At 66.1% G+C, this 22664-nt stretch carries 25 protein-coding genes and 1 pseudogene; 12 read left to right on the top strand and 14 right to left on the bottom strand.

Annotated elements, in window-relative coordinates; genetic code table 11:
• The first annotated feature begins 466 nt into the window (after nucleotides 1-466).
• A complete protein-coding gene (locus tag AB0L60_RS12185) occupies nucleotides 467-2074 on the top strand; it encodes an AMP-binding protein (RefSeq protein ID WP_364611411.1) in 1608 nt (535 codons plus the stop codon).
• Between the two features lie 281 nt (nucleotides 2075-2355).
• The gene (locus AB0L60_RS12180; RefSeq protein WP_364611408.1) at nucleotides 2356-2643 is read left to right on the top strand and encodes a cation-transporting P-type ATPase; all 288 of its coding nucleotides are present in this window, start codon (nucleotides 2356-2358) and stop codon (nucleotides 2641-2643) included.
• Here the strand turns inward: AB0L60_RS12180 and AB0L60_RS12175 are convergent.
• Complete coding sequence (locus AB0L60_RS12175) at nucleotides 2573-2785, bottom strand: hypothetical protein (protein WP_364612046.1); 213 nt, start codon at nucleotides 2783-2785, stop codon at nucleotides 2573-2575. The two genes, AB0L60_RS12180 and AB0L60_RS12175, sit on opposite strands and share 71 nt — an antisense overlap.
• Nucleotides 2786-2881: 96 nt before the next feature.
• On the opposite strand from AB0L60_RS12175, the gene AB0L60_RS12170 reads away from it, so the two are divergent.
• Nucleotides 2882-3136 (top strand): hypothetical protein, encoded by a 255-nt coding sequence (locus AB0L60_RS12170; RefSeq protein ID WP_364611405.1) that lies wholly within the window; start codon nucleotides 2882-2884, stop codon nucleotides 3134-3136.
• Between the two features lie 194 nt (nucleotides 3137-3330).
• On the opposite strand, the gene AB0L60_RS12165 is transcribed toward AB0L60_RS12170, so the two are convergent.
• The 5 genes from AB0L60_RS12165 to AB0L60_RS12145 all read right to left on the bottom strand — a co-directional run bounded on the left by AB0L60_RS12165 (nucleotide 3331) and on the right by AB0L60_RS12145 (nucleotide 6581).
• The gene (locus AB0L60_RS12165; RefSeq protein WP_364611402.1) at nucleotides 3331-3531 is read right to left on the bottom strand and encodes a hypothetical protein; all 201 of its coding nucleotides are present in this window, start codon (nucleotides 3529-3531) and stop codon (nucleotides 3331-3333) included.
• Between the two features lie 811 nt (nucleotides 3532-4342).
• Nucleotides 4343-5254: an MBL fold metallo-hydrolase gene (locus AB0L60_RS12160; protein WP_364611399.1), complete on the bottom strand. Its 912-nt coding sequence runs from the start codon at nucleotides 5252-5254 to the stop codon at nucleotides 4343-4345.
• A 3-nt stretch (nucleotides 5255-5257) separates the two neighbouring features.
• Nucleotides 5258-5419, bottom strand: a complete 162-nt coding sequence (locus AB0L60_RS12155; protein ID WP_364611396.1) for a hypothetical protein — start codon at nucleotides 5417-5419, stop codon at nucleotides 5258-5260.
• A gap of 34 nt (nucleotides 5420-5453) precedes the next feature.
• A complete protein-coding gene (locus AB0L60_RS12150; protein ID WP_364611393.1) occupies nucleotides 5454-5855 on the bottom strand; it encodes a hypothetical protein in 402 nt (133 codons plus the stop codon).
• A 363-nt stretch (nucleotides 5856-6218) separates the two neighbouring features.
• The gene (locus AB0L60_RS12145) at nucleotides 6219-6581 is read right to left on the bottom strand and encodes an isochorismatase family protein (RefSeq protein ID WP_364611390.1); all 363 of its coding nucleotides are present in this window, start codon (nucleotides 6579-6581) and stop codon (nucleotides 6219-6221) included.
• A gap of 156 nt (nucleotides 6582-6737) precedes the next feature.
• On the opposite strand from AB0L60_RS12145, the gene AB0L60_RS12140 reads away from it, so the two are divergent.
• Together AB0L60_RS12140 and AB0L60_RS12135 are read left to right on the top strand one after the other, a co-directional pair.
• Nucleotides 6738-7694, top strand: a complete 957-nt coding sequence (locus AB0L60_RS12140; protein ID WP_364611387.1) for a LysR family transcriptional regulator — start codon at nucleotides 6738-6740, stop codon at nucleotides 7692-7694.
• 374 nt (nucleotides 7695-8068) lie between these two features.
• Entirely contained in the window at nucleotides 8069-8896 is an 828-nt protein-coding gene (locus AB0L60_RS12135) for a CPBP family intramembrane glutamic endopeptidase (RefSeq protein ID WP_364611384.1), read from the top strand.
• A gap of 390 nt (nucleotides 8897-9286) precedes the next feature.
• On the opposite strand, the gene AB0L60_RS12130 is transcribed toward AB0L60_RS12135, so the two are convergent.
• On the bottom strand, nucleotides 9287-10303 hold the full coding sequence (locus AB0L60_RS12130) for a WYL domain-containing protein (RefSeq protein ID WP_364611381.1): 1017 nt from the start codon (nucleotides 10301-10303) through the stop codon (nucleotides 9287-9289).
• Between the two features lie 100 nt (nucleotides 10304-10403).
• Between AB0L60_RS12130 and AB0L60_RS12125 the strand changes: the two genes are divergently transcribed.
• Nucleotides 10404-11642: an FAD-dependent monooxygenase gene (locus tag AB0L60_RS12125; protein WP_364611378.1), complete on the top strand. Its 1239-nt coding sequence runs from the start codon at nucleotides 10404-10406 to the stop codon at nucleotides 11640-11642.
• A gap of 778 nt (nucleotides 11643-12420) precedes the next feature.
• The gene (locus AB0L60_RS12120; RefSeq protein WP_364611375.1) at nucleotides 12421-12789 is read left to right on the top strand and encodes a hypothetical protein; all 369 of its coding nucleotides are present in this window, start codon (nucleotides 12421-12423) and stop codon (nucleotides 12787-12789) included.
• 106 nt (nucleotides 12790-12895) lie between these two features.
• On the opposite strand, the gene AB0L60_RS12115 is transcribed toward AB0L60_RS12120, so the two are convergent.
• Entirely contained in the window at nucleotides 12896-13465 is a 570-nt protein-coding gene (locus AB0L60_RS12115; protein WP_364611372.1) for an alpha/beta fold hydrolase, read from the bottom strand.
• Nucleotides 13466-13586: 121 nt separating this feature from the next.
• Here AB0L60_RS12115 and AB0L60_RS12110 point away from each other — a divergent pair.
• Nucleotides 13587-14500 (top strand): annotated as a pseudogene (locus AB0L60_RS12110) (IS982 family transposase).
• Nucleotides 14501-14552: 52 nt separating this feature from the next.
• Here AB0L60_RS12110 and AB0L60_RS12105 read toward each other — a convergent pair.
• From AB0L60_RS12105 to AB0L60_RS12095, 3 genes are all read right to left on the bottom strand, one after another.
• A complete protein-coding gene (locus tag AB0L60_RS12105) occupies nucleotides 14553-14960 on the bottom strand; it encodes a nuclear transport factor 2 family protein (protein WP_364611369.1) in 408 nt (135 codons plus the stop codon).
• Between the two features lie 175 nt (nucleotides 14961-15135).
• Nucleotides 15136-15369, bottom strand: a complete 234-nt coding sequence (locus AB0L60_RS12100) for a transaldolase family protein (RefSeq protein ID WP_364611366.1) — start codon at nucleotides 15367-15369, stop codon at nucleotides 15136-15138.
• Nucleotides 15370-16289: 920 nt separating this feature from the next.
• Nucleotides 16290-16904: a recombinase family protein gene (locus AB0L60_RS12095; RefSeq protein WP_364611363.1), complete on the bottom strand. Its 615-nt coding sequence runs from the start codon at nucleotides 16902-16904 to the stop codon at nucleotides 16290-16292.
• Between the two features lie 167 nt (nucleotides 16905-17071).
• On the opposite strand from AB0L60_RS12095, the gene AB0L60_RS12090 reads away from it, so the two are divergent.
• The gene (locus AB0L60_RS12090; protein WP_364611360.1) at nucleotides 17072-17635 is read left to right on the top strand and encodes a hypothetical protein; all 564 of its coding nucleotides are present in this window, start codon (nucleotides 17072-17074) and stop codon (nucleotides 17633-17635) included.
• 269 nt (nucleotides 17636-17904) lie between these two features.
• On the opposite strand, the gene AB0L60_RS12085 is transcribed toward AB0L60_RS12090, so the two are convergent.
• Nucleotides 17905-18324 (bottom strand): hypothetical protein, encoded by a 420-nt coding sequence (locus AB0L60_RS12085; RefSeq protein ID WP_364611357.1) that lies wholly within the window; start codon nucleotides 18322-18324, stop codon nucleotides 17905-17907.
• Between the two features lie 497 nt (nucleotides 18325-18821).
• On the opposite strand from AB0L60_RS12085, the gene AB0L60_RS12080 reads away from it, so the two are divergent.
• On the top strand, nucleotides 18822-19247 hold the full coding sequence (locus AB0L60_RS12080; protein WP_364611354.1) for a hypothetical protein: 426 nt from the start codon (nucleotides 18822-18824) through the stop codon (nucleotides 19245-19247).
• A 367-nt stretch (nucleotides 19248-19614) separates the two neighbouring features.
• Nucleotides 19615-20094, top strand: coding sequence for an EF-hand domain-containing protein (locus AB0L60_RS12075; RefSeq protein WP_364611351.1), 480 nt, complete (start codon nucleotides 19615-19617; stop codon nucleotides 20092-20094).
• 41 nt (nucleotides 20095-20135) lie between these two features.
• Here AB0L60_RS12075 and AB0L60_RS12070 read toward each other — a convergent pair whose 3' ends face one another.
• On the bottom strand, nucleotides 20136-20591 hold the full coding sequence (locus AB0L60_RS12070; RefSeq protein ID WP_364611348.1) for a hypothetical protein: 456 nt from the start codon (nucleotides 20589-20591) through the stop codon (nucleotides 20136-20138).
• Nucleotides 20592-20851: 260 nt separating this feature from the next.
• Between AB0L60_RS12070 and AB0L60_RS12065 the strand changes: the two genes are divergently transcribed.
• Nucleotides 20852-21073 carry a hypothetical protein gene (locus tag AB0L60_RS12065; RefSeq protein WP_364611345.1) on the top strand — a complete coding sequence of 74 codons (222 nt, stop codon included), beginning with the start codon at nucleotides 20852-20854 and terminating at the stop codon, nucleotides 21071-21073.
• Between the two features lie 130 nt (nucleotides 21074-21203).
• Here the strand turns inward: AB0L60_RS12065 and AB0L60_RS12060 are convergent, their stop codons facing one another.
• Complete coding sequence (locus AB0L60_RS12060; protein WP_364611342.1) at nucleotides 21204-21875, bottom strand: PAS and ANTAR domain-containing protein; 672 nt, start codon at nucleotides 21873-21875, stop codon at nucleotides 21204-21206.
• Nucleotides 21876-22664: the final 789 nt, after the last annotated feature.

Below are 22664 nucleotides of genomic sequence, written 5' to 3'. Positions count from 1 at the left end.
GGTCGGGGGTATGCGTGTCGCCGCCGGTGACAAGGGGTGCAGCAGTTCCGCGCGGCAGCCGAGCCCTGGCCTGCACCACACGAGCCGGGCTGACACCGGCGCCGGGTAAACGCCGGTAAGCAAGATTGTGAAACACCGCTCGCCGGAACGCATCCCGAACGGTGCCGACAAGCACGGACGGTCATCGATGCGGCAGAGGCGGTCTGTGGCCCCGTCCGGCCTCCGGGAGAAGAACCGGGCGGGTGTGGCTGCGAGACGATTGAGGGCATCGGTGGCGCAGCTGGATCGGGTGAGCGTGCCGGTCGCCTCACCCCGTCTGGGGCTGAGAACAATCATGCACACTTGATTGTTTTGACCTTCGCGCCTACAGTCGCCTCCCGAGGGGCGAATGTGACCACAGTCACCAACCTCGTGGGCGCCAGCGGTTCGGGTGGCGCGTCCTTTCGACGTCAAGTGGAGGCCATGCATGCAAGCCGATCTGTCCAGTCTGACCGCGCTCGAGGTCAATCTGGCCACCCGCACCTCGATGGGCGACGTCCTCACACGGTCGGCGCGAATGTTCCCCTCCCGTACCGCGATCGTGGACCGCCACCGGTCGGTCACCTACCGCGAACTCGACGCCGCCGCGGAGTCGGTCGGACGCTCGCTGCTCGAGTCGGGCCTGTCCCACCAGCAACCGGTCGCGATGCTGATGGGCAATTCGTGGCAGTTCGTCGCGACCTACTTCGCCTGCGCCAAGGCCGGCCTGGTAGCGATGCCGGTCAATGTCGTGCTCGCGCTCGAGGACATCGCCTGGATCCTGAACGACTCCGGCACCACCACAGTCGTCGCCGATGCCGCCTTCGGCCCGCTGCTCGAGCAGATCCTGCCCGGGCTAGCCGAGGTCAAGTCCATCATCCTCGTCGGCGCGGGACCCACCGCGTCTACCGGCGGCGTGCCGACCCGGCGCTGGGAGGACCTCGCGCTCCGCGAGATGCCCAGGCCGCTCGAGGTGCTCGTCGAGGACCGCGATGTGGCGCAGTGCATGTACACCTCTGGCACCACATCTCGCCCCAAGGGCGTTCTCGTCAGCCACACCGCAGTCTTCGTGGCGGGCCTGACCAACGCGCTGATGCAGGGCGCGTCTTGGGGCGGCGAGCACGCGACCCTGGTCAACGTGCTGCCGATGTTCCACACCACGGGCCTGAATACGCTGGTCCTGCCGACCCTGATGATCGGCGGCACGGTCGTGCTGCCAGGACCGTTCGACCCGGGGGCGGTGCTCGACGCGATCGAGGCACACCGGGCGACGCACGTGATGTTCCTGCCGATCATGTACCGCGCGCTGGTGGGCATGCAGGCCGCCGCGGCGCGGGACCTCTCCTCGGTCCGGCTGTGCATCTACGCGATGGCCCCCATGCCCGACACGCTCCTCGACCAGGTCGACGAGGCGTTCCCGAACGCAGCGGTGATCCTCGGGTCCGGTCAGACCGAGGTGGTTCCCGCGACCGTGCTGCAGTGGCCCGAGCACCGCCACACCAAGGCGAACTCGTGGGGCCCGCCGGTCCCGACCGTCGAGGTGCAGATCATGGACAACGACGGCACGCTGCTGCCTGCGGGCGAGAGCGGCGAGATCGTCTACCGGGGACCGCACGTCAGCAGCGGCTACTGGAACAACGCCGACGCGAATCGGGCGGCCTTCGCGCACGGCTGGTTCCACAGCGGCGACGTCGGTCATCTCGACGAGGACGGCATCGTCTGGTTCACCGATCGACTCAAGGACATCATCAAGAGCGGCGGCGAGAACGTCTCGTCCGTGGAGGTCGAGCGGGTCGTCGCGTCGGCCCCCGGCGTTCAGGAATGCTCCGTTGTCGGTCTGTCCGACGAGCGCTGGGGCGAGGCGGTGTGCGCCGTGGTCGTCGCGGCCGACCCCGACATCGCGCCCGACGAACTCGAAGCCCAGGTGATCGCCCACGCCAAGCAGCAGCTGGCGGGTTTCAAGGTGCCCAAGCGGGTGATCGTCGTGGCCGAACTGCCGAGAACCGCGACGGGAAAGGCCCGTAAGCACGAACTGCGGGCCGAGTTCAACCGATAGCAACAGCGCGTCCTTCGTTGTCGGCTTCATTCGTGTCGTAGCTTGATTCCCAGATATGGGTACGAGCTGAGCACTCGCACAAGGGGAGATTCGTCGTCGTGACACAGGGTTTACAGAAGCGATCGAAACCTTTAGCCTTCCTCGGCGCTCTGGGGCATCCAGGATGCTTCTGTCGACTTGTGCTTACCGCGGGGTGAGTATGGAAAGGGTGCGCAGCGTCCATGCCGAATGGGTGACGGCGGCCGGGTTGAATCCGGAAGAGGCAGCCGATCGGCTCCTGCGTGATCTGCGCAGCGGCCGTCGGGGGGGTGACGGCCGGGGAGGCGGAGCGGCGTCTGTTGCAGTACAGGCAGAATGTGCTGCGCAGGCGCGGCGGCCGGCAGTGGCCTGGTGCCCTGGCCCGCCAGCTGACCCATCCGCTGGCACTGTTGCTCTGGTTGGCAGCAGGTTTGTTGCTGATCGTGGGCTCGCATGTGGTGGCTGCTGCGGTGGTGCTGATCATCGTGCGATCACGACTGCCAGGTTCGCGATCCGGCCCTGATCGAGCATCTCGGTCAGCTCGACCTTGAGCGTTTTCGCCTCGTCGGGGACGTCTCCGGCGGTCAACGGCGAGATCCCCAGATCCCCGGCCTCATCCACCCGAACCGGTCCGTCACCGCCGGACAACACCGCATCCAGCTCGTCGACCGACTCGTACAACTCGTCGACCACCGCCGCGAGGGCCTGGCCCGGGTCGGCGGGTTTGCCAAGGGCAGCTGATCGTCGGGACCATTTTCACGTCAGCGAACTGATCGGGGCTTGGAAAGCATGGCTGGCAATACCTTTCAAGGGCGACGGATCGAGATCATCGATCACGACGACCTCAGCGTCGATCAGCGAGTCTTCGAGTTCACCGACCCGGCCATACCCGAAGGCGGCTCACACTTCGCCATTGCAGTCCCGGACCCGGACGACGGGAACGGGTCATGGACCGATGCGGTGGTGAGCCTCCACATCAATGAGGTTCCCGTCGACCTGCTGCTGTGGGCGATCGCAAAGGCCAAGGAGATTTCCCGGTTGTAGGGGCTTTCAGAGGTCCCGATGATCTCGCGGCCCGCGGCAGACTGCCTGGGTATGAACATACGGGGAGCACTAGGAAAACGGCAGTGGCCGGCGCTCGGCCAGTACCAGATCGATGCTGCCGGTTGATCTTCCGACGTGTCACGCTGGCCGTTCCGAACAGCACGGCATGCGGCAGTACAGGAACGTGGCGGCCACTAGCTGCCTGCCCCAGCAGCAATCTCGACAAATGCGAGACCATCAGCAAAAGCGGGTGCTCCTACCTCCACGGTGATCTCGACGAGTCCCGGCGCTGCGTCGTCGGCGACGCTGATTCCTGTGGAGAACAGCTTGAACCCGCCTGGCGAGACATTGAGATTGACCTCGCCGATCCAGGTGAGCCGATCATCCGACAGCACTCCCTTGCATCCGCCCCCGGCCAGATTGTCCCAGAGCCACCTGCTCGCAACGGGAGTATGCAGCGAAACGGTGTCTGGCACAGAGATTCTGACGGTCTCCCGCCCAACTGGTCGCTGCCGTTGTTGAGGATCACCAGTCCGGCGTATACCAACTCCTCACCAGGATGAACCCTGCTGGGGTTCTGCGGCCAAAGAATGAGCTTGCGACCAACCTTCGACCTCAGCCCCTGAGTGGGATCGAGCCAGAACGACGTCTCTTGAAGGACTTGCCATTTCGTCATCGACGCACGCCATCACGGCGGCGCCGCACCTGCCACTTCATGCAACGGTATGCGGGCTCCTGCCCCAGCGACTCGCGTACGAAACTCGGCAGTAGCGGACGTTCCGCCGGCGTCGGATCGGCACGGCCAGTTGATCTTCCGCCGCGCCAGACTGGCCACTGCGGTCAGCGCGGTATGCGCAATAGCGTGCGTTTGCTGGGCGTCCGGTGCGCGATGAAACACCATGGCTCGGAGCCACCGGCGGTAACGGTTGCCCGCGCGATGACGAACACCTTCTCCGGGATCCGTCCGGCCGACGTGCCGGGCTTCGTGCTGGCCGAAGTTGTCGGCGTCACAGGAGCCATCCTCGTATTCGGCTGGCTCCTGCCGGTCTCCTCAAACACCGAGGGGCCACCGGCTATCTCGCCCGGTGTCTCCAAAACGAGACCGATCATCACCCCTGCTGTCTCGATCTCGAACGTCTCATCGGCAGAAACAAGCGGGACCTTGCCGACTGATCGAAGACCGACGGTGGACCCACCCCGGCGTTCTCAGCTGTCCGCACGGATCGAGAGGGTCAGGCCCTGGGTCGTGACGTTCGGCAGTTGGCTCATCTCCGCGAAGGCCCGTTGATCGTGGGCCGGCACAACAATCAGGTCGGGGATGCGCTGCATGATCGAAACCATGCGGAGGATGTTCTGCCGGTTGCCCTCGGCGTCGAAGTCGGCCAGCCGCCTGATCGGCAGCGGACGCTCCGCGCGGTGGGTGAGTCCCTCGCGCTGCCACACCAGATCTCCCACCAGGGCATAACGCACCTGATTCGGCAGTGTCACGAAGATGATCACACTGCCGGGCGTATGGCCGGGGGCTGGGACGCAGACGATCGAGCCGTCGCCGTACACATCGTGATGCCGCGGGAAACCTAGGTACGGCCCGCCCGGGAAACTCAGCTCCCGCCAGTTGAACGGGATTTCCCGGAAGAATCCGCGGAAGTTTCCGAACATTTCCCGGCTGTAGAACGCGGCTCGGTCGCGCGGGGAGATCAAGACCGGCAGATCGGGGAAATCGGTGATGCCGCTCATATGATCCCAATGTGCGTGGGTCAGCAGAATCCCGGACAGTCGCCCAAAGTCGTAGTCGGCCGCTTCCAGCTGATCGACAGCAGGCTTCCAGAGGTCATACTTGGTCATCTTCCGGAACAGCCGGGGCATCGTGGTCAACTGCTTCGCAATGTCGCGGCCGAAACCGGAGTCGACCAGAAGATCACCCTGCGGGTGCTGAATGAGCGCCGCGCCGATGTAGAACTCGCGCTTGTCGAAGATGGACCCGCCGACGTACGCGTATGCGGCAGTTCGGTGATTTACCCCGGTCGGCACCGCGACGAGGTTCATCTCGGCCGGTGGGTCAGCTCTCGGGATCGGGATCGATTCGGGCAACGGCAAGGGCATGGGGAGCTGCTTCATGACCTATTCCTCCTGCGTCAGGCCGGTCGCGTTCGACGGGACGTCGAAGGCGGCCAGGGTGAGCGAAACACCGGTGAACCAGCCCATCAGCATGGTGACATCGACAATGCCCGCCACGCCGATCGTTGGCCGGACCACGCGCGGGCAGGCTCGATGCGAGCTCATACCGGCAGATGAACAGGCACCACTGCCAGCCCGGTCACCGATCGGCTCCCGCGTAGATCGCAGTACCGTCGGTGTCGCCGCGATTGACCAGGCCGAACGACCAACCGGCGACCACGAGGCCGACACCCGCGGCAACACCGGCCGGGCGATGCCGGTAGGCCGCCCACCAGGCCACGATCTGTCCGGCCAGCCGAACCGCTTGGGCGGCGGGCGGCATATGGGCGAGTACGTAGCGGCCGCGTCGGGTCCGGCGCAGCGATGTCAGATCCCTGCGCACCAGCAACGCGGACGCGAGCACGGCGGGCACATGCGCGACGACCAGCGCCGCCGCCACCCGCCGCTGCCACATCAGGCCCATCGAGGCGATGCCGGCTGTGATATCGGTGGCGAGCTTGGCCGGATGAACCTGATGCAACAGATATGCCTCACGATCCATACGTTCATTCTCCGGATCTTCCGCGAGTGGGGCGGATTCTCCGCCTATCACTTCACCGCACCCGGCCGGCTACGCGCCGACATCGCCCATCTGCTACCTGAACTGGCCAGTGTTCGAAGCCGGGTCCACGGGAGTCAGGCTGCGCCGGTGGGGAACAGGGCGCGAGGTTCCAGGTCCAGGCGAGGCGAGTGACCAGCTCCCCCTCGGGTGGGGTGAGGTTGAGCACCCAGTCGCCGAATCGGCGGGGCCGGCGCGCCGAAGCGTCGAGGCCCGACCGGAGGTTCGGCATCGGGGATCGCTCGTGCCCATCGACGGACAGCGCTACACCATTCAGGACGTAGATGACGTTGGACAGTCGTCGTTTCAGGGCGCGGATCGCCTCCATCGAGGTTTTGCTCGTGCGGGTGTCAGTTGCGGGTCTTGGCAAGCATTTCGACGATTTCGGTGGTGGTACCGGTCTCGCCGAGGCGAGGGAAGAAGTTGCAGGTCGAGGTCGGTTCCGTAGAAAGCACCCCAGGCGCGCTTGGTCACGGTGATGTCGTCAGGGTGGCCGACGAGGTCATCGACGATGACATCCCAGCCTTGGGGCAAGGAACCGGGCTGGCTCGGGGTTTCGTTGCGACCTGGTGCGGCATCCGATCCGTCGGAACGGGTCGTGACCCGTACCAGGACGACCGGGGCGCTGTGTTCGTGGAAGCCACGGGCCAGCTCGACCGCCCGGACCACGACCGCAAGACCAGCACGGCGATCAGCGGTAACGACCTCCCGCTTCGAACAACTCGCTGTTGATGGCTGTGATCAAAGCGAGGCCGAAGGGGCGGAATCAAACAACTGACCTGGCGGCGAGCCACAACCGTATGTTGTGCGAGTAGGGTCTGCTGCGTGGATCTCAATGCCGTGCGCACCTTCGTCACTGCTGCGGACGCCGGCCAATTCCAGGAAGCCGCCGCGACGCTGTCGATCACCCAGCAGGCGGTCTCCAAGCGCATCGCGACTCTGGAGAAATACCTGGATGTGCGCCTGTTCGCCCGCACGGCCCGCGGCGCCCAGCTCACGATCGACGGCCAGGCATTCCTGCCCCACGCGCGCGAACTGCTCCGGGTCGCCGACCGGGCCGACGCCTCCGTGCGCCCTGGCCGACGCGTGCTACGCGTCGATGTCGTCGCCCGGCGAGTCATCACAGCAGTGCGCCTCCAGGAATTCCACCGCACGCATCCCGACATCGAACTCGACGTCGTCACCCTCGATGCCGACCTCGACGCAGCGATCGCCGCTGTCGAAGCCGGAACGATCGATGCCACCTTCCACGCAGTCCCCCCACAGCAGCATCTGCCCACGGCGATCAGCACTGCACGAGTGATCGACGAGCCGCACCAGCTGCTCGTCGGCCCCCGCCACCCGCTCGCCAACGCCCGCGCCGTCACGCCCGCGCAACTGGCCGGACACCGAATCTGGATGCCGGGCCTTCCTTCCCGCGGCGAGGTGGCTGACTACTACGCCGAACTCACCACCACCTTCGGATTCACCATCGACGTACTCGGCCCTGTCTTCGCAAAAGAGGCCCTGCTGGACGAGATCGCCGACTCATCGGACCTGGCGACCCTGATCGGCGAAGGCACGCGATATCTGTGGCCAGACAACTACGACCTGCGGCGCATACCGCTGCGTAACCCGACACCGGTCTACCCGATGTCAATAATCTGGCGCGCCGACAATCCGCATCCCGCGCTCACCAAACTCCGCAACCACCTCCACACCAGACGAGCAGATGCACCTGACACCGAGGTCTGGATACCGAAATGGACACAGCGCAACCCGCGCGCGGCGACATCCAGCTGATCGGCAGTAACAGTCTGTCTGATGCGGCGCGTCGATCCCCCTGGTCGTCTTCCTGACGAACGCGAGTCGGATGGCGCGGCGGTCCTGGATCAGTACCGACAGTGGCCGCAGCGGGGAGTGCCCGGGCCAGTGCCCCGGCAACCGTCGTGGATCAACGATTGCCGGGGCCGGTTCGGCCGGGTCAATCGTGTCCCCGGAAGACCCGCTTCTGCTGGCGTTGCGTTGTGGAGCACCCGAAGGCAACCACCCATCCCCACCGCACTCCACGGCAACGGGCGAGGGCGACTCGGGAAACTATCTGCGGCAGCAGGTGTGGCGCGGAGTCCTCCCATTGGAGGACGCGCACCGGCGGATGCCTACTATACGGTCGGCATATGGAGCCGCCGACTGCCGACCCGCCGCCCCGCGCCGCCGTATCCGCTGGAATTCTCCTGGTATTCGCGGCTGTCACCGGTTGGTGGATGCTGCTCATCGACGGAGTGGGCGCAGTCCTCGGTAGCGAGTACACCCGTGGCGGGCATATCGTCCGGGCGGTGGGGGCGACGCTGTTCGTGATTCCCCTGATCACGCTGATGCTGCGGTTCCCCGTCCGGCTCCGCTGGTCCGATCTGGGACTCACCGGGTGGCGGGTCGGGTGGAAAAAGTTCGTATCCGGTGCCGCCTGCTGGTCGGTCCCGGCGTTGCTCACGCTCGTCGCACTGCTCGGGGCAGGATGGGCCGAGTTGACCGTACGGGCGTCGGTGGCCGAGATCGCCGTCGCACTGCTCGGGCTCACCGCGCTCGTACTGCTCTACGAGGCGATACCCGAGGAGCTTGTGTTCCGCGGATACTTCTTCGCTGTCCTGGCGGGCCGTTTCGCGCCCGTCTGGGCGGCATTGGGCCAGGCGGCGCTGTTCACCGCCTGGGGCGCGCTGAACGGTGGCCAGATCTCGGTCGATCGCACAGTGCTGTTCGCGCTGTTCGCCACTGTGCTGGGTGCGCTGCGCGCGGTGACCGGCAGCCTCTGGGCTTGCATGGGCTTCCACACGGCATTCCAGGTGACGGCCCAGTTCTTCGGCGGATCCTGGACCCAGATGGAGTTGCACGATCCAGACCTGACCGTCACCGCGGTGGCTTTCGTCGCCGCGCCGTTCGCGTCGACCGCAGTGCTGCTGTGGTGGCAGCGCCGTTCCCGGAGAGCCCCGCGAGCCGTGCTGAGCTGATCACAGCGCCCGGAAGCCCCTCACGCGGTAATGGACCAGCAAAGACACTGGCAAGTAAAAGAGCACCTCCATGGGGCGGCGACTGGTCGATGACGGCCAGGGCGGGACGACCGAACCCGCAGAACTGATAAGGGGTCCCGGTAGTAATCGCCGAGAAAACAACGGATATGGCGTAGTCCCTGGTCAGGGAGGGTCTTTGCTGACTATTGCTCGTTGGAGCGCTCAAGGACTTGGGCCTGGAGGCGTTCGCGAAGGTCGGCTTCCTCGGGCGTCAACGGATCGCCGGGGCGCCGGATCCGGGCAGGTTTGGGCCGGGTCGGCAGGCCGACGTCCGCGGCGGCCTGCGGTTTCGTGATCGCTGCGGGGCTGTCGCAGAACTCTCGTATCCGGTTATCTATGGGAAGGATCGAGGTTCTCGGTGTCGGCGATAGTGGCCCATCGGTGTGCGAGACGGCGGCATGCGTGGACGAGCTCAGGTGGGTGCAGGTCAGTGAGTTCGGTGTCGAAGGTGGCGAGGATGCCGGCGATGCCGGCCCAGGACCAGGCGCCGAGAGTGAGCCGGCAGTGCTCGGTGTCGACGTGTTCCACGACGGAGCCGCCTGGTGCCCAGCGGGCCACGATGTGAGCGGGCAGGTTGAGCCGGGCGGTGCCCGTGTATGGCCAAGCGGCGGGGCTGTCGCCGCGGTCGTGGGTGCTCATCACGAAGTGGGCGAGGTCGTCGCCGGGAAGCGCGCGGGCGGAGAAGCGCTGGGTGGTGGGGCGGGGGTGCAGTCGGTCGACGCGGTGCACTCGCCATCGATGGTCGGTGACGTCGTAGGCGACCAGGTACCACCGGGCGGCCCAGACGACCAGGTGATGGGGCTCGATGTGGTGGGCGGGCAGGAAGTCGGCGTCACCGGGTTCGGGGCGTGTGCCGTCGGGACGCAGTGTCTCGGTGACGAGTAGGTGGCGGTGGCGGACCGCGGTTCCGACGGTGGTGAGGGCGGCCGGGTCGATCGGCGGCCCGGGGAACTCCCAGTAGTTCTGTAGCCGGGTCAGGCGCAGGGATTCCATGGATGCCCGCAGCGCGGGGGGCATGACTTGGTGCAGAGTGGCCAGCGCCCGCACGGCGTCGTCTCCGAGGCCGAACATCGTGCTGGGCGCGGTTTGCAAGGCCACCGCGATCGCGAGGGCCTGGTCGTGGTCGAACAGCAGTGGGGGCAGGGTCCGCCCGGCGCCGAGCCGGTAGCCGCCGTCGGGGCCGTGGATGGTGGCGATCGGATAGTCGAGTTGGCGCAGGGTTTCGATGTCGCGGCGGACGGTACGTTCGCTGGCCCCGAGCCGGGTCGCGAGCTCGCGCAGCGACCACTGCCGTCCTGTTCCGAGCAGGGACAACAGTCGCAACGCCCGGTGTGAAGTGTTCGCCATCGTCCCATCATGACCGGGTTGTGGCCACTCGGTGTCCACTACCGGTGTCAGCGTGGGTTGTTCTGTTTCGGACGGGCAATGGTGGAAAGGACGGTCAGGTATGCGGGTAGTCGTGGTAGGTGGTGGGATCGGTGGGCTCGCGCTGGGGGCGGGGCTGCGTCGCCGGGGGTTCGAGGTAGCGGTATTCGACCGTGACACCGATGTAGCGGCGACGGGTGGCTACCACATCACCTTGGATGAGCGGGCACAGTCGGCGCTGACGGATCTGGTGGAACCGAAGATCATGCAGCGGTTGCTGGCATCGGGTTCGGCGCTGCGGCTGCGCGAGCGTGACGCGTTCTGGGACCGCCGTGGCCGGCTGCTCGGCTACGGACCGGATCTGAGCGGCAGCGGCAGCATAGACGTCGATCGGATCACCCTGCGGATGCTGCTGGCCGAAGCGGTCGGAGATGACCTGCATCTGGGATGCAGCGTCTCCGGTGTCGGCCATGACGATCATGGCGCGCCGCAGGTGTTGTTCACCGATCAGGCGCCGGTCTCGGCGGACCTGGTGGTGGGCGCGGATGGCGCCCACTCGGTGGTCGCCCGCCACCTGGCGGGAGGCCCGACCAACAGCCCGGCGGGCATCATCGGGTTCTGCGGCCGCACCCTCCTGCAAGACCTCAGCCCCGGCGAGCAGCAGCGGCTGAAACCACGATCGGGGACGGCGATCGGCCCGCGCGGGGCAGCGCTGTATGTCGGGTTCCTCGACCCGGTCGGCAACACCGCGCTCGACGCCCCCGAGCTGAGGATGTCGATCACCACCGGACCCACCTACATCTGGGGCGCCATGTTCCCCGAATCCGCCGTCCGCGATTCCCTGCGTGACCTGCGTGGCGGCGCGTTGCAGGCCGCACTGCTCGGCATGTTCTGCGAGCGACGCTGGGCCGAGCACACGCTCGAGGTCATCGCCCAGGCCGACCCGCACAGCGTGGCCGGGTTCCGCTTCAACGCCGCCTCCACCCGCGCAGCCGATCTCGCGCCCTGGCCTGCGGGTCGCATCACCGCACTCGGCGACGCTGTCCACGCCACACCACCCACCGCCGGAATGGGAGCGGGCGCGGCCATCCGCGACGCCGCCAGCCTGCTCGAGCACATCAGCGCCGCTGCCAACGGCACCACCACCCTCACCGACGCCGTGGGCGATTTCGAGACCGGTATGCGCCGGCGTGGCAGCGAAGTTCTCACCCTGGCCATGAAAACCGTCCGATGGATCCTGGCCACCGACACCACACTCGGCGCCGCAGCCACCGCCATGAGCACCCCGATTCTGGCCGCAGCAGCCAGGCTGCGTCACTGACCAGCCACGCGACGGCCGTCTCCCTGGGCCCGCAGCGGCGCGCGGAGCTGGACCGGGCCAGGAGCTACGCCATATCCGCCCGAAATTCGGCGAATAGGCCCGTGGGGTCAAGTCCGCCGGATCCGGCGGTAAGGCGCCACCACAGATAGTTTCGCGAGTTCGCGAGTTGGTACCACCCACCGAGTGCACATGCCTAAGTGACTGTTCGAGTCGGCTATGCACTCATAGCGCGCTAACGCCAGATTTCACAGATTTGAACTGGCCGCTAAAACGCCCCTGGTCATAACGCCATCCCGTTGGCTACCGCCAGATTTCACGCTGATGGAACCCACGGGCAGGGTCGTCCGCAGGGCGGGCAAAACGCCTGGTCGAGCTCAACACAACACAACCTCATTCCAGCGGGACTCGCTCGCCGAGCCGGAACCGGACGGGCCAGTACGAGCGGCGCCAGCGGGTCTTGCATGGATCCCCCAGTCGCGCGGGCAGTTCGCCGAGCTAGAACGCTTCGTCGATTGCCGACCGGCCACCAGCCACGGTCGCTGTCGTACTGGTCGGGCCCGCCGACCTCGCCGTAGAACTTCCGGCATCCCCTTCCGGGCCCGGCTGGCTACGGGCCCGCCGGGAGATGAAGACGATCTCCTGAATTGAGGTGGCAAACCGACCCGAGTTCCGACGCGGCTCCCGGTGTTCGCGAAACGACCCGCTGTCAGCGGCTGCCAGCGGCGTGTCAGGCTGTCTGTGCAGACTATTCAGCATGTCAAAGCAGAGAAGCAGCCTTATGGCGGTGACGAGCATCGTGGGTTTCGGCGTCACCGTCGCGGTCGCCGGTACAGGTCCGGCCCTGTCGGCGGTCACCGTGTTGGACCACGATGGGGTCTATGCGGTCCCGAGCGACATTGCACCGGGGCAGTATATGACGTACCACGCCAATGATGACTGTGTGTTCACCGTCGCGGACGCGGCTGGGAATGTGCTGTTTTCGGGAGGTATCGGCGCGGCGATTCGCGGCAGCGGTGGACAGATCCAGATCGGCATCGGAAGCAATGCCGCAACGTTCTCGACGACGAGCTGCGGTGTCTGGCGCTTGGTGGACGGTGGTGGCCCGGCGACCGGCCCGAGCACGGGATCGTCCGGGCTCGGATTCTGAGCCCAGGTTTCACGAGCTGGCTCACCGCCACTGAAACTGAAATCAACCTAGTCCGAAAGCCGAAGGCTGGCGACGAAATTCGCGGGAACCTGCTCGGCCGACCTGGCTACCCGAGAGTCCGGAATTCGAGATCCGGTGCGATGAGGGCGATCTGGTGCGGTGGCCGAGCCTGTGCGGCGGGCGGGTTGGCGGCGCATCTCTGGCCTATTACCGCTGCTGGAACAACGAACCGGTGGCGCTGGCGTGGCTGGTGAAAGTGGCTGATGAAGGCGGTGTGCGAGCTGTCGATCTCGTCGATGGTCGATCCCATGCGTTTGGCCATGAACCGCTGGGCTTCGGGGTTGATGGCGTTGTCGTGGCGGGCGACCTGGTACCAGGAGGGGATCTGTTTCCACCCGGCCTCGGTGGCCTTCTCGGCCAATGCGGCTGCCGCGAGCGGTCGCTGTGCGGCGCCCATGATCTGTGCCAGGTCGACCGGAGCGTCAGCGCAGAAGGTTTCGCGGAACCGCTCCGCATTGATGTACAGGTCGGGCCCGCCGGCCGCGCCCGGCGCGTCGTAGGGCGTCGGACGGGCCGTTTCGGCCAGCAGCGACGGCGCGAACGGCTGCTGGACGTCGATGGTGGTGCTAGATGATTGATTCCAAGGGGTGTGGTGCTCGGTTACGTCGCGCACCACACACCTGGATCATCGACGGCGGGGTGGTCAATGCCGCCAAGGTAGTGGTGAAAGATGTTGCCGAGCAACGTATTCCGCTGATCGCGGTGAATTCGGGGCGAGGGTGTCGTAGATCAAGGTTGTGAGCAATGACCTCGACACCCTCGTCACCGCACTCTACGTCAGCACCGACGACCTGTTGAGGCTTCGCCCGGATCTGGCGCCGACACGCCCGGCGGTCGGATTCACCCCCTGGCTGACCGACTCCGAGCTGGTCACCCTGGCGGTGATGCAGGCACTGCTGGGGTTCACCTCCGAGGCCCGCTGGCTGCGGTATGCCCACAAGCATCTGCGGCACCTGTTCCGGTACCTGCCCCAACAGCCCGGCTACAACAAGCGGCTGCGCCACGCCGCCACCATGCTCACCGCGGTGATCCGTGCCCTGGCCACCGACACCAGCCTGTGGACCGATGACGTGTGGGTGGTGGACTCCACCCGGTCGGATGCGGATGCTCCCGCGAAACCGTGAAACGATCCGACCTGGCAGGGTGGGCCGAATACGGGTACTGCGCTTCGCATTCGCGCTACTTCTGGGGGCTGCGGCTGCATCTGGTCGCCACCCTGGGCGGCCTGCCGATCGGGTTCGCGCTGACCGGCGCGAAGGCCGACGAACGCGAAACCCTGCTGGGCGTGTTGGCCGCCGACCCGGCCCTGGTGGCCCAGCGCCCGGGGCAAACCCTGATCGGCGACAAGAACTACTTCGGTGCTGGGTTCGAGACCGAGCTCGCCGCGGCCGGGCTGAGGCTGCTGCGCCCGGCCCGCAAGGGCGAGCCCGACCGCGCGGGTGCTGCCCTGTTCAAGCCGCTGCGCCAAACCATCGAGTCGATCAACCAGACCTTCAAAGCCCAACTCGACCTGGAACGCCACGGCGGGCGCACCCGGGCCGGGGTCATCGTCCGTGTGCTGCAACGCATCCTGGCACTGACCGCCGCGATCTGGCACAACGACCACACCGGCGCACCGATCCACCGATCACTGATCGCCTACGACCACTGACACCGGGTGGCAGGCCCGCTGCGCGGGCCTGCCACCCCTTGGAATCAATCATCTAGTGATGGCGTAGGTGTTCGGCGTCCTTCCAGATCCCGTCCGGCGGCATGTCCAGGCGAGCGGTCAGCGGCGCCCGCCACTGCGGAGTTTGCGTTGGTTCGCCCCAGTAGTCGGTGACCCGGACCGCCTTTCCGTCCCGCAGTTCGCCGATCGTCACGTTGCGGTAGAGCCGGCCGTCGCCGTAGTTGCCGGTCCATTCCACGACGACAACGTCGCCCAAGTGGTGCCGCCGGCCGACCTCCAGCGTGAGCTCTGGGAAGTTCCCTTCGACCTCCGCGACGAGGCTACGGGTTCGTACTACCTCCCCCATCTGCGGCCACTGACGGACTACGTCATCGTCCAGCGGGACACCGAGAATGTAGGCCAGGCGGGTACTTCCATCTGATTCTGGCGTTTTGGTGGCCATGTGATCACGGTACCGTCAGCAGCCCAGGCCGCAGATCAGGGCTTTCGCAAGTGGACCGCACGGACGTATGCCGCGATCGCCGAACCCGTCCCAACCGCGCACTTTGTCCTCAGCCCGGCGCGAGCGGCCCTTTGCGCCCCACCACTGCGTCCTTGTCGAGGGTGTGGTCGTGCGGTCACCGTGCTGCGGGTGCGGTGAGGGCGTGGGCGAGGTCGGTGCCGAGTTGGTCCCAGCTGGCGTCGAACTTGGCGACGCCGTCGGCTTCCAGGGCGGCGACGACATCGTCGCAATCGACGCCAACCGCGGCGAGTTCGTCGAGGACCTGCCGGGCCTGCGGGTAGGTGCCGTGGATGCTGTCGGCGGGGACCAGGCCGTGGTCGGCGACAGCCTGCAGGGTTGCCTCGGGCATGGTGTTGCTGGGCGCCGAGGTCGTGCTCGCCGACAGACGATTGGTCACAGCAGACGCCACGCACGAGCCCGAGCTGTTCTGGGCACTGCGTGGCGGTGGCGGCAACTTCGGTGTGGTGATCTCTCTGCGGATCCGGCAGGCAGCCCGGCAGCTTTCGCCCGGGCCGTACCGCATCAGGGCACCCATCCGATGAGCAGCTTCCTACCGGAATTCGCGGTTGGGTTGCTGAAGAAAAGATAGGCTACTGAGGGCGTCTGATTCCCGAAGACAACCTGGCTCCTGGTCGAGTGCTATCCGGTCGAGAAGTCTAGGAGGAACTGATGGGAAAGACATGTAATGGGATCTGCGGTGTCGAAATCACTTGCCCCGACGGCTGCGGTGTCCTGTGCACCGACGATTGCGAGTGCACCCAGTGGTGCGAGCCGGCGCAGGTCGAGGTACCCGACGAAGCGTCCGGTGTAGCGCTGCCGGTGGGTGTGCTGACATACGTGTCTAAGCGCGACGGCACCGTGCGTGTTCATGTTGGGACAGCCGATGGCGCTGAGTCGCGACACTATCCCCCCGACACGCGATTCGAGCTCCGATTCGACGGTATCTCACCAGACGGACTCGCTCGTTTGCTGAGCAGTATGTCGCCCAACCGCATACAGGCGCCGTCGTCGAATGCGGCGGAGAGGATATCGGGCAGCGCTTCGGGAACAATTGCGGAGCTCGCAGAACAGTTTTCTCTTGTCGTGGAGTAACGTCCGACAGGTGGTGCCGCGCTGGGGAATTCCCCGGCAAATTTTCTGTCATATTTTCCAAGCACACTGAGCCGACGGCTGGTCAGGCGGGCGAGTGGCAGCATTTTCGGGGGTTGTTCTGTGCCGCTCATGCCCTCGGTGCCGTGACGACCGGGTTCTGGTTGTCGATCTCATGGACTACAACTGCTCGGCCGTGTCGAGTTCGGCGGCGACGTCGGGCACCGCATCCCGGTCGGAAGGTAGTGCCGGCCCGGCGTTGAGGTAGCTGTAGACGGTTTCACGGCTGATACCGAATTCCCGTGCAAGAGCGGCCTTTTTCTCCCCGGCAGCGGCGCGCTGGCGCAGCTGGTGGGCTTGGGCGTCGGTGAGGGCCTGCTTGCGGCCGGTGCAGGCGCCGCGGGCCTTGGCCGCGGCGATGCCCTCACGCTGGCGTTCCAGGATCAGGGAGCGTTCGAACTCGGCGAAGGCCCCCATCACGCTCAGCAGCAGCATCGCCATGGGCGAGTCCTCACCGGTGAAGGTCAGGTTCTCCTTCACGAACTCCACCCGCACGCCCTTGCCGGTGAGGGTGCGCACGAGGCGGCGCAGGTCGTCGAGGTTTCGGGCGAGGCGGTCCATCGAGTGCACACGCACGGTGTCGCCCTCGCGCACGAACCCGATCAGCTCGTCGAGCTTCGGGCGTGCGGTGTCCTTGCCGGAGGCTTTGTCGAGGAAGGTTTTCTCGACGTCGAGGTCCTCCTGGCGGGCGGTGTTCTGATCGACGGTGCTGACCCGGATGTAGCCGACCCGCATGGTTATCGCGTCTCCTCGCTCGTGGTGGTGTCGCCGGCGGTGGCAACCCGCACCGGCACGGGCAGCAGTGGCGCCAGGCCCTCGAGGGAGTCGGCGGCCTGCCACCGCACGACGAGTGGGCGGCGCGCTGGGATCCGGACCGGCAGTGCGTGGTCAGCGGTGTGCCGATGCCTGGTCAGAAACACGCACCCGAGCAGCGGCGAGAACGGCTGCTGGCGGTGTGTGACGCGGTCGTTCGCCGCTGTGGCATCCCACTGCCCCCACCCGGCCTGAACGGGGAACTCGACAGCGCGCGGATCCTGCCCCTGCTCCCCGCCGACGGCAACCTTCGGGTACCCGTGCCCGACCGGTTCGCCGACCTGGTCGACGCCGCGCGGCCCGAGCATCTGAGCCACGTACTCGCCAAGCAGATGACATCACTGGCCGCCGAGACCGGACTCGACACCTACGACGAGGTCACCGACGCACTGCTCCTGTTGAGCAAGGGCGATCGCCCCGGCCTTACCGACGATTCGGCCCTGGGCCTGCGGCTGCGCCGCGTGCACGCCGAGTCCAGAGCGATACACCCCGCTTTCGCCGACCAGGTTGCCTGGCAGAACCGCGCCATGGCCGCCCGCGCGCTGGCCGACGCGCTCAGCGTGCCGGTTCGTGAAGCACTCGGCTTGGTCGTGGTCCTGCGTCAGGATCCGCGTTGGCGGCAAGAGTTTCGGAAGCAGCTGAGGAACGACTGATTGCTGCCCTGCGAGCCGGCCCGCGAACCAGTCAGTGGTGGGCGCGCTTTTCGGACTTCCACCTGTGGTCCGAGCATCGCTATATCAGACACACGTGCTGCCGCCACTGATCAAACCCCGGCTGTGCACACGCACTCGATTCGGCATGATGGAGCGTGAGCCCGGACTCAGATCAGCAGCGCCCGTTGATCTTTCGCCGTGTCGCGCTGGCCGGTTCGGTCAGCGCTGTATGCGGCATGACCGGACGTTCCTGCCCGCCTTCGTGGCTGTCAGCTGAGGCCATTCATACCGGCATCAGTGGTATTCGGCCGCCTGTCCTCGACGTGTACGACATGCAGCTCGGTGCCGTCCCGATGGCGCTTGGTACGACCGCACAGCCCGACGGCCATCTGCGAAGGATCGTGGGGCTCATCGGGACCGACGTAGGTGAGGACATCGTTGTGGTGCCCAGTGACGACCCATCCCTCCACATTTTTGGGGTTGATCACGCCGAAATCTCCTGCCGCCGATCCGGCACGAGCCGGGCCGAACTCCGCCAGGATCGCGGTGGCTTGCTCGGCGAGGTCCCCATCCGGAGTGGTGAGCACGACAGAGGTGCCGTGCTCGAAAAGCACCCACGACTTGCGGGGGTCGGCGAGCAGCTGCCGCCAGACGTCGGTAAGTAGTCCTGCGTTCATGGTGGTCATCATTGCGCAGACCACTGACTTGTCCGGTTTCTGTTGCGGTACACGCTCGTTCGATGTTCTGGCTACACGCTGGAGGGGAGCAGCCGGAAGAGTGCATCAATCGCTCGCCATTCGGCATTCCAGTGCGTTTGTATACCTCCTGACCGGACAGAGGCGGCGGCCGGAACGCGGCTTCGAACATCGACACCACCCAGGCGGCCCGCTCGCGGCTGCGCGCGGGGCGGGCGGTGTATCGCGAATCCGCGAAAAAGGCCGTGTACACGGCATCCGTTACAGAACCGACCTGCGGAACACGTTGGCGCTGATGGTGTCTCGTGAATGATCATTACCGAGGCAACCAGCGCTCGTTCACACGCTGGGGCACAGCGTCAGATCAGTCGTCGACGCGATCCTTCGTACTCCGCCTCTCGTCGGCCACCACCGCCCAGGTAAGGGCCCGTCAGGGCTCTGGTCTGCGGTTCGTGGCATGATCTCGACCTAGTCGGCAGTGAGGGGGAGAGGTGGCCATCGGCATCAGGATTGGGGATTTCGGCGAATACGGCGCGTTGCTCGAGGTGCAGATCTTGGCCGATCAAGGCGTGCTGGAGGACCATCTCATGATGGCGACTCCGTCCGCCGCATTGGACTACCCCGATGCTTTGAGGGGTCTACCGGATGTTGCTCCCTTCGTGGAGATGATCGCGGCCAGCGGCAGTGCGTTGATGATGGCGATCAAGACGCTGCCCGAGTTCGTCCGGTCGCGGCGTACTGATGTCACGGTCAGTATCAAGCTGGGCTCGGGAGGGTCCAAGGCCGTGGTCATCACTGCAGCGAACGCGGACGATGCGGTTCGGGTGATCGGGCAGGCACTGGCTGCTGAACGCACCCCGAGTGTCGCAGCCCCGGCCACCGACGAACCCGAACCGGACCCCGGTAGTCAGAGATAGCCTGAGGAGGCGCCAACCGACGGCGCGAGAACTCCGCCACTCATCGCCGCGAGTCACAGCGCGGGCAAGTTCAAGGCGGGCGCACATGTTCGTCAGATCACCGTTTTCCGAACACTCGAGCGACGTGGGCGGACGGGGTGGTGGAGCCGATAACGACCTCATCATCGGTCGGCCACGATCGGGCACCGGCCGGTTGAGAGGGCCGAGCTGTTGGTGTGCGCTGAGATGGTCCGACCGCTGAGATTGTCCAATCTCATCGGCTGACTTCTCGGGGAACCCGGACACGGCGGGGCGCTCTGTGTCCCTGCCGTGTCCGGACGACCGCCTCTCAGGTCAGGGGGTCCACGCCGGAGGTTGTGTTGGCCCGATGCAATCGAGCAGAAGGGTGATGACAGCTATGACACATGAACCTGTCAATAAAGAAGCCGCCGGTTTCGACGAGTCCGCGTTCGGGTTGATCGACACCGACGGGGACGGACTGATTTCGGCCATCGACATCGCCACCGCGGTGCACGGCATGGGCCTGGAGATCCGCGAGGAAGACGCAGCCGCGATCGTGGCCGCCGCAGACACCGACGGGGACGGGTTGATCTCCGAGTCGGAGTTCGTTGAGGAGTTCGATGCGGTGCGAGCACAGGAAGGGCTGCCGCAGGGCGTCGCTTCTGTCGAGGATGCTTTCGCCGCCTTCGATGCCGATGGCGACGGCTTCATCTCGGTCGGCGAGTTGGAAAAGGCCGCCGAGTTCATCGGTCTCGATCCCGCCGATGCGTCGGCTCTGATCGAATCCTTCGACAGCGACGGGGACGGCAAGCTCTCCTTCGAGGAATTCTCCGCGCTTTTCGGCTGAGGCCGACCTGCACGAACCCCCGAGGGCGAGCCCTGGCGGGGCTACCGGAGGCCGTGGACCTCGGGCCAAGCTTGCAGCGGGTCACGGGAGTACCAGTGCCCGTCCCATTCCCGCCCCGCATCGCAGGCGGCATGGAAGTCCTCGTCGTCGGGCAGCGCGGGAAAATACGCGCTCACCACCGGCCTGTCGCTGTGGAAGCGGCGGGCCCGTTCCACACACCGTGCGGCCTGCTCGGCCTGATAGGCCCGCTTGAGGGTCCGCTGCTCATCGCCGGGCCCCTCGTCGAGGGGATAGTGCAGCTGGAAGTAGAAACGCGCGATCTCGGGATCGCGGTCATAGACCCAGTGGATCCACGCCGGGACCGCCGGCGTCGACAGTATCCGTTCAGCAAACCCGTTGTGTGGAGTCAAACCGCCCGGCTGCTGCCGCGTGGTCTCCCGGACCCCGGCCACCGCAGCACGGTCCACGGCTGCCTGCTTACGTCTCCTCCATTTCATAGCGAACGACTATAGGCAGCCATGGTGTGCATGACGCGATACGACACTATTGCGACAAAGCCGCCATCATGATCGCCGCCGCCTGGAAGTCGACATCCTGGGTGACTCGGGACGGCCGTGGGGCCCGGTGCTTGGGCTCATTTCGATTCTCCGCCCATCCAGATGTCCCAGCAAACGTTCCGCGTACGCTTGTGTGCTGGATCGATGACGAACCAGGACGGGGCTGTTCGGCGGTAACCAACCGGCAAAGGAGAAAGGGTATGGACCAGCAGCAGTTCATCGCCACCCGGCGCGAGTTCGACGAGATCGATACCGACGGCGACGGTTTCATCACCTTCGATGACGCGCTCGTGTGGGGTATGGCCCAGGACCCGGAAGTGCGGGAGATCGTCGGGCGCCGTATCAACGAAGACCACATCTGGGCCGAAGGGCAGGTCTCCTTCGTGGCCTTCCTGCGCTACAAGGAGCTGACCGACCACTGATAGGCGAACCGCTGGTTGATCTGGTTGAGAATGTGCACACCCGCCCGGTCCTGCCTCCCATCCCCTGCAGGCCAGGCGGGGCCACGTTTGCGAGGAGTGTGGTCAGCCCTGGGGCAACCCCGGGGCGTGGTCAGCGGGGGATGCGTTCGTGCAGGGTGAGCAGGATGTGGTCGAACGCCGACACCGTGGCGGGCTCGGCCGGCGGCATCTTGGGCAGCTCGTGCAGCAGTTGTTCGGCCAAGGCGCGCAGCTTGGTGTTGGTTTCCTGGGACCGCCACGCCAGCAGCTTGAATGCCTGCTCGTCGCCGATGCTGTACATGCGCATCAGCACACCCTTGGCCTGCTCGATCGCCGCGCGCGCTTCAATGACCTCCGGTAGCTGCTCGAGGAGGGCGTCGTGCTCGGCACGGGCGAGGGTGTCAGCCAGGTCGATGTAGAAGCCCGCGGTGCCGACCACGCACCCCTGGTCGAGGATGTGGTCGGCGACCACGCACCCCTGGTCGAGGATGTGGTCGGCGACCACCATCACCTGATGCTCGACCCCGTGGGTGTCGATGAACCGGTGACGGCTCGAGAACGGCTCACCCAACTCCACCGAGCGGGCGATCGTCTCGGCGACCTTGTCGCGGTCGTCGGGATGTTTGTGTGCCAGAAGAAGTTCGGTGGTCGGCTCGATCTCGCCGGGGGCGTAGCCGTGCATGCGGTACAGCTCCGGCGACCACTCCCAGCGGCGGGTGGCGAACCAGAATCGGAAACTGCCCGTCCGCGGTTCCGCGGTGCCGGATACGTCCTCGCAGCCCACACCTGCGATTCCTCAGTCGGCTCGGCAGGAGTACCCATATCCCGATTATCGCGCCGAGATGCCGATGCGCTTCAACTCGTTCGGGGATATATGCAGGTCACATACCCCGTGCGGTTGTCCATCGCCTGCGCGATATGCGATACAAACACTCGCCAATCCCTTGCGCACGCCAGTCAGCCGGACTCACCAATTCGGGTGTAACTGGCAGGCGGAGCATCTGGTGATGGGCAGGGGATGGTGTTGTCGGGGGCGGTGTTTCACACTGAAGGCGACCGGTGTGAGGCGTCCGCCGGTCGGTCCGGATCGGTGGACGGCACGGCTGGCCAGAGCAGGTAAGCACAGGCCGGCACCCGGATGTCTGCGGATCCCGGACATCCGGGTGCCGGTCGGCTTCCCCGGGCAGGCCGCGGCGCAAGCGGTCATCGTCCGGGCCCAGGCCCGGACGCCCATCCCACAGCGTCCGGGCCGCCCAGCTTCCATCGAGTGATCACCGGCTGGTTCGGACGTGGCCTGCCGTTGACCTTGAACGCCTACCCTGGCCCACGTCGGCCCCTCTGCGGGGCGCAGACCCCTTCGGCATTGCCCCTGGGTGTTCGTGGCATTCCTCGCGCGCGGTCGACCTCGGCGTACACCGCCGCCGCGAGTTGAGAATCCAGCCCGCCCCGGTGAGACCGGTCGCCGGGCCAGGGATTTCGGAGGCGCGCCATGACAGCAACCCCACGCGAACCACGCGGCGACAAACCCGTCCGCCGGCCGGGAAAAACGGGCTACTACCCCACCCACCATCAC

The organism is Nocardia sp. NPDC051981, assembly GCF_040680715.1.
GTDB lineage: Bacteria > Actinomycetota > Actinomycetes > Mycobacteriales > Mycobacteriaceae > Nocardia.
This window is presented reverse-complemented; position numbering and strand designations above follow the sequence as displayed.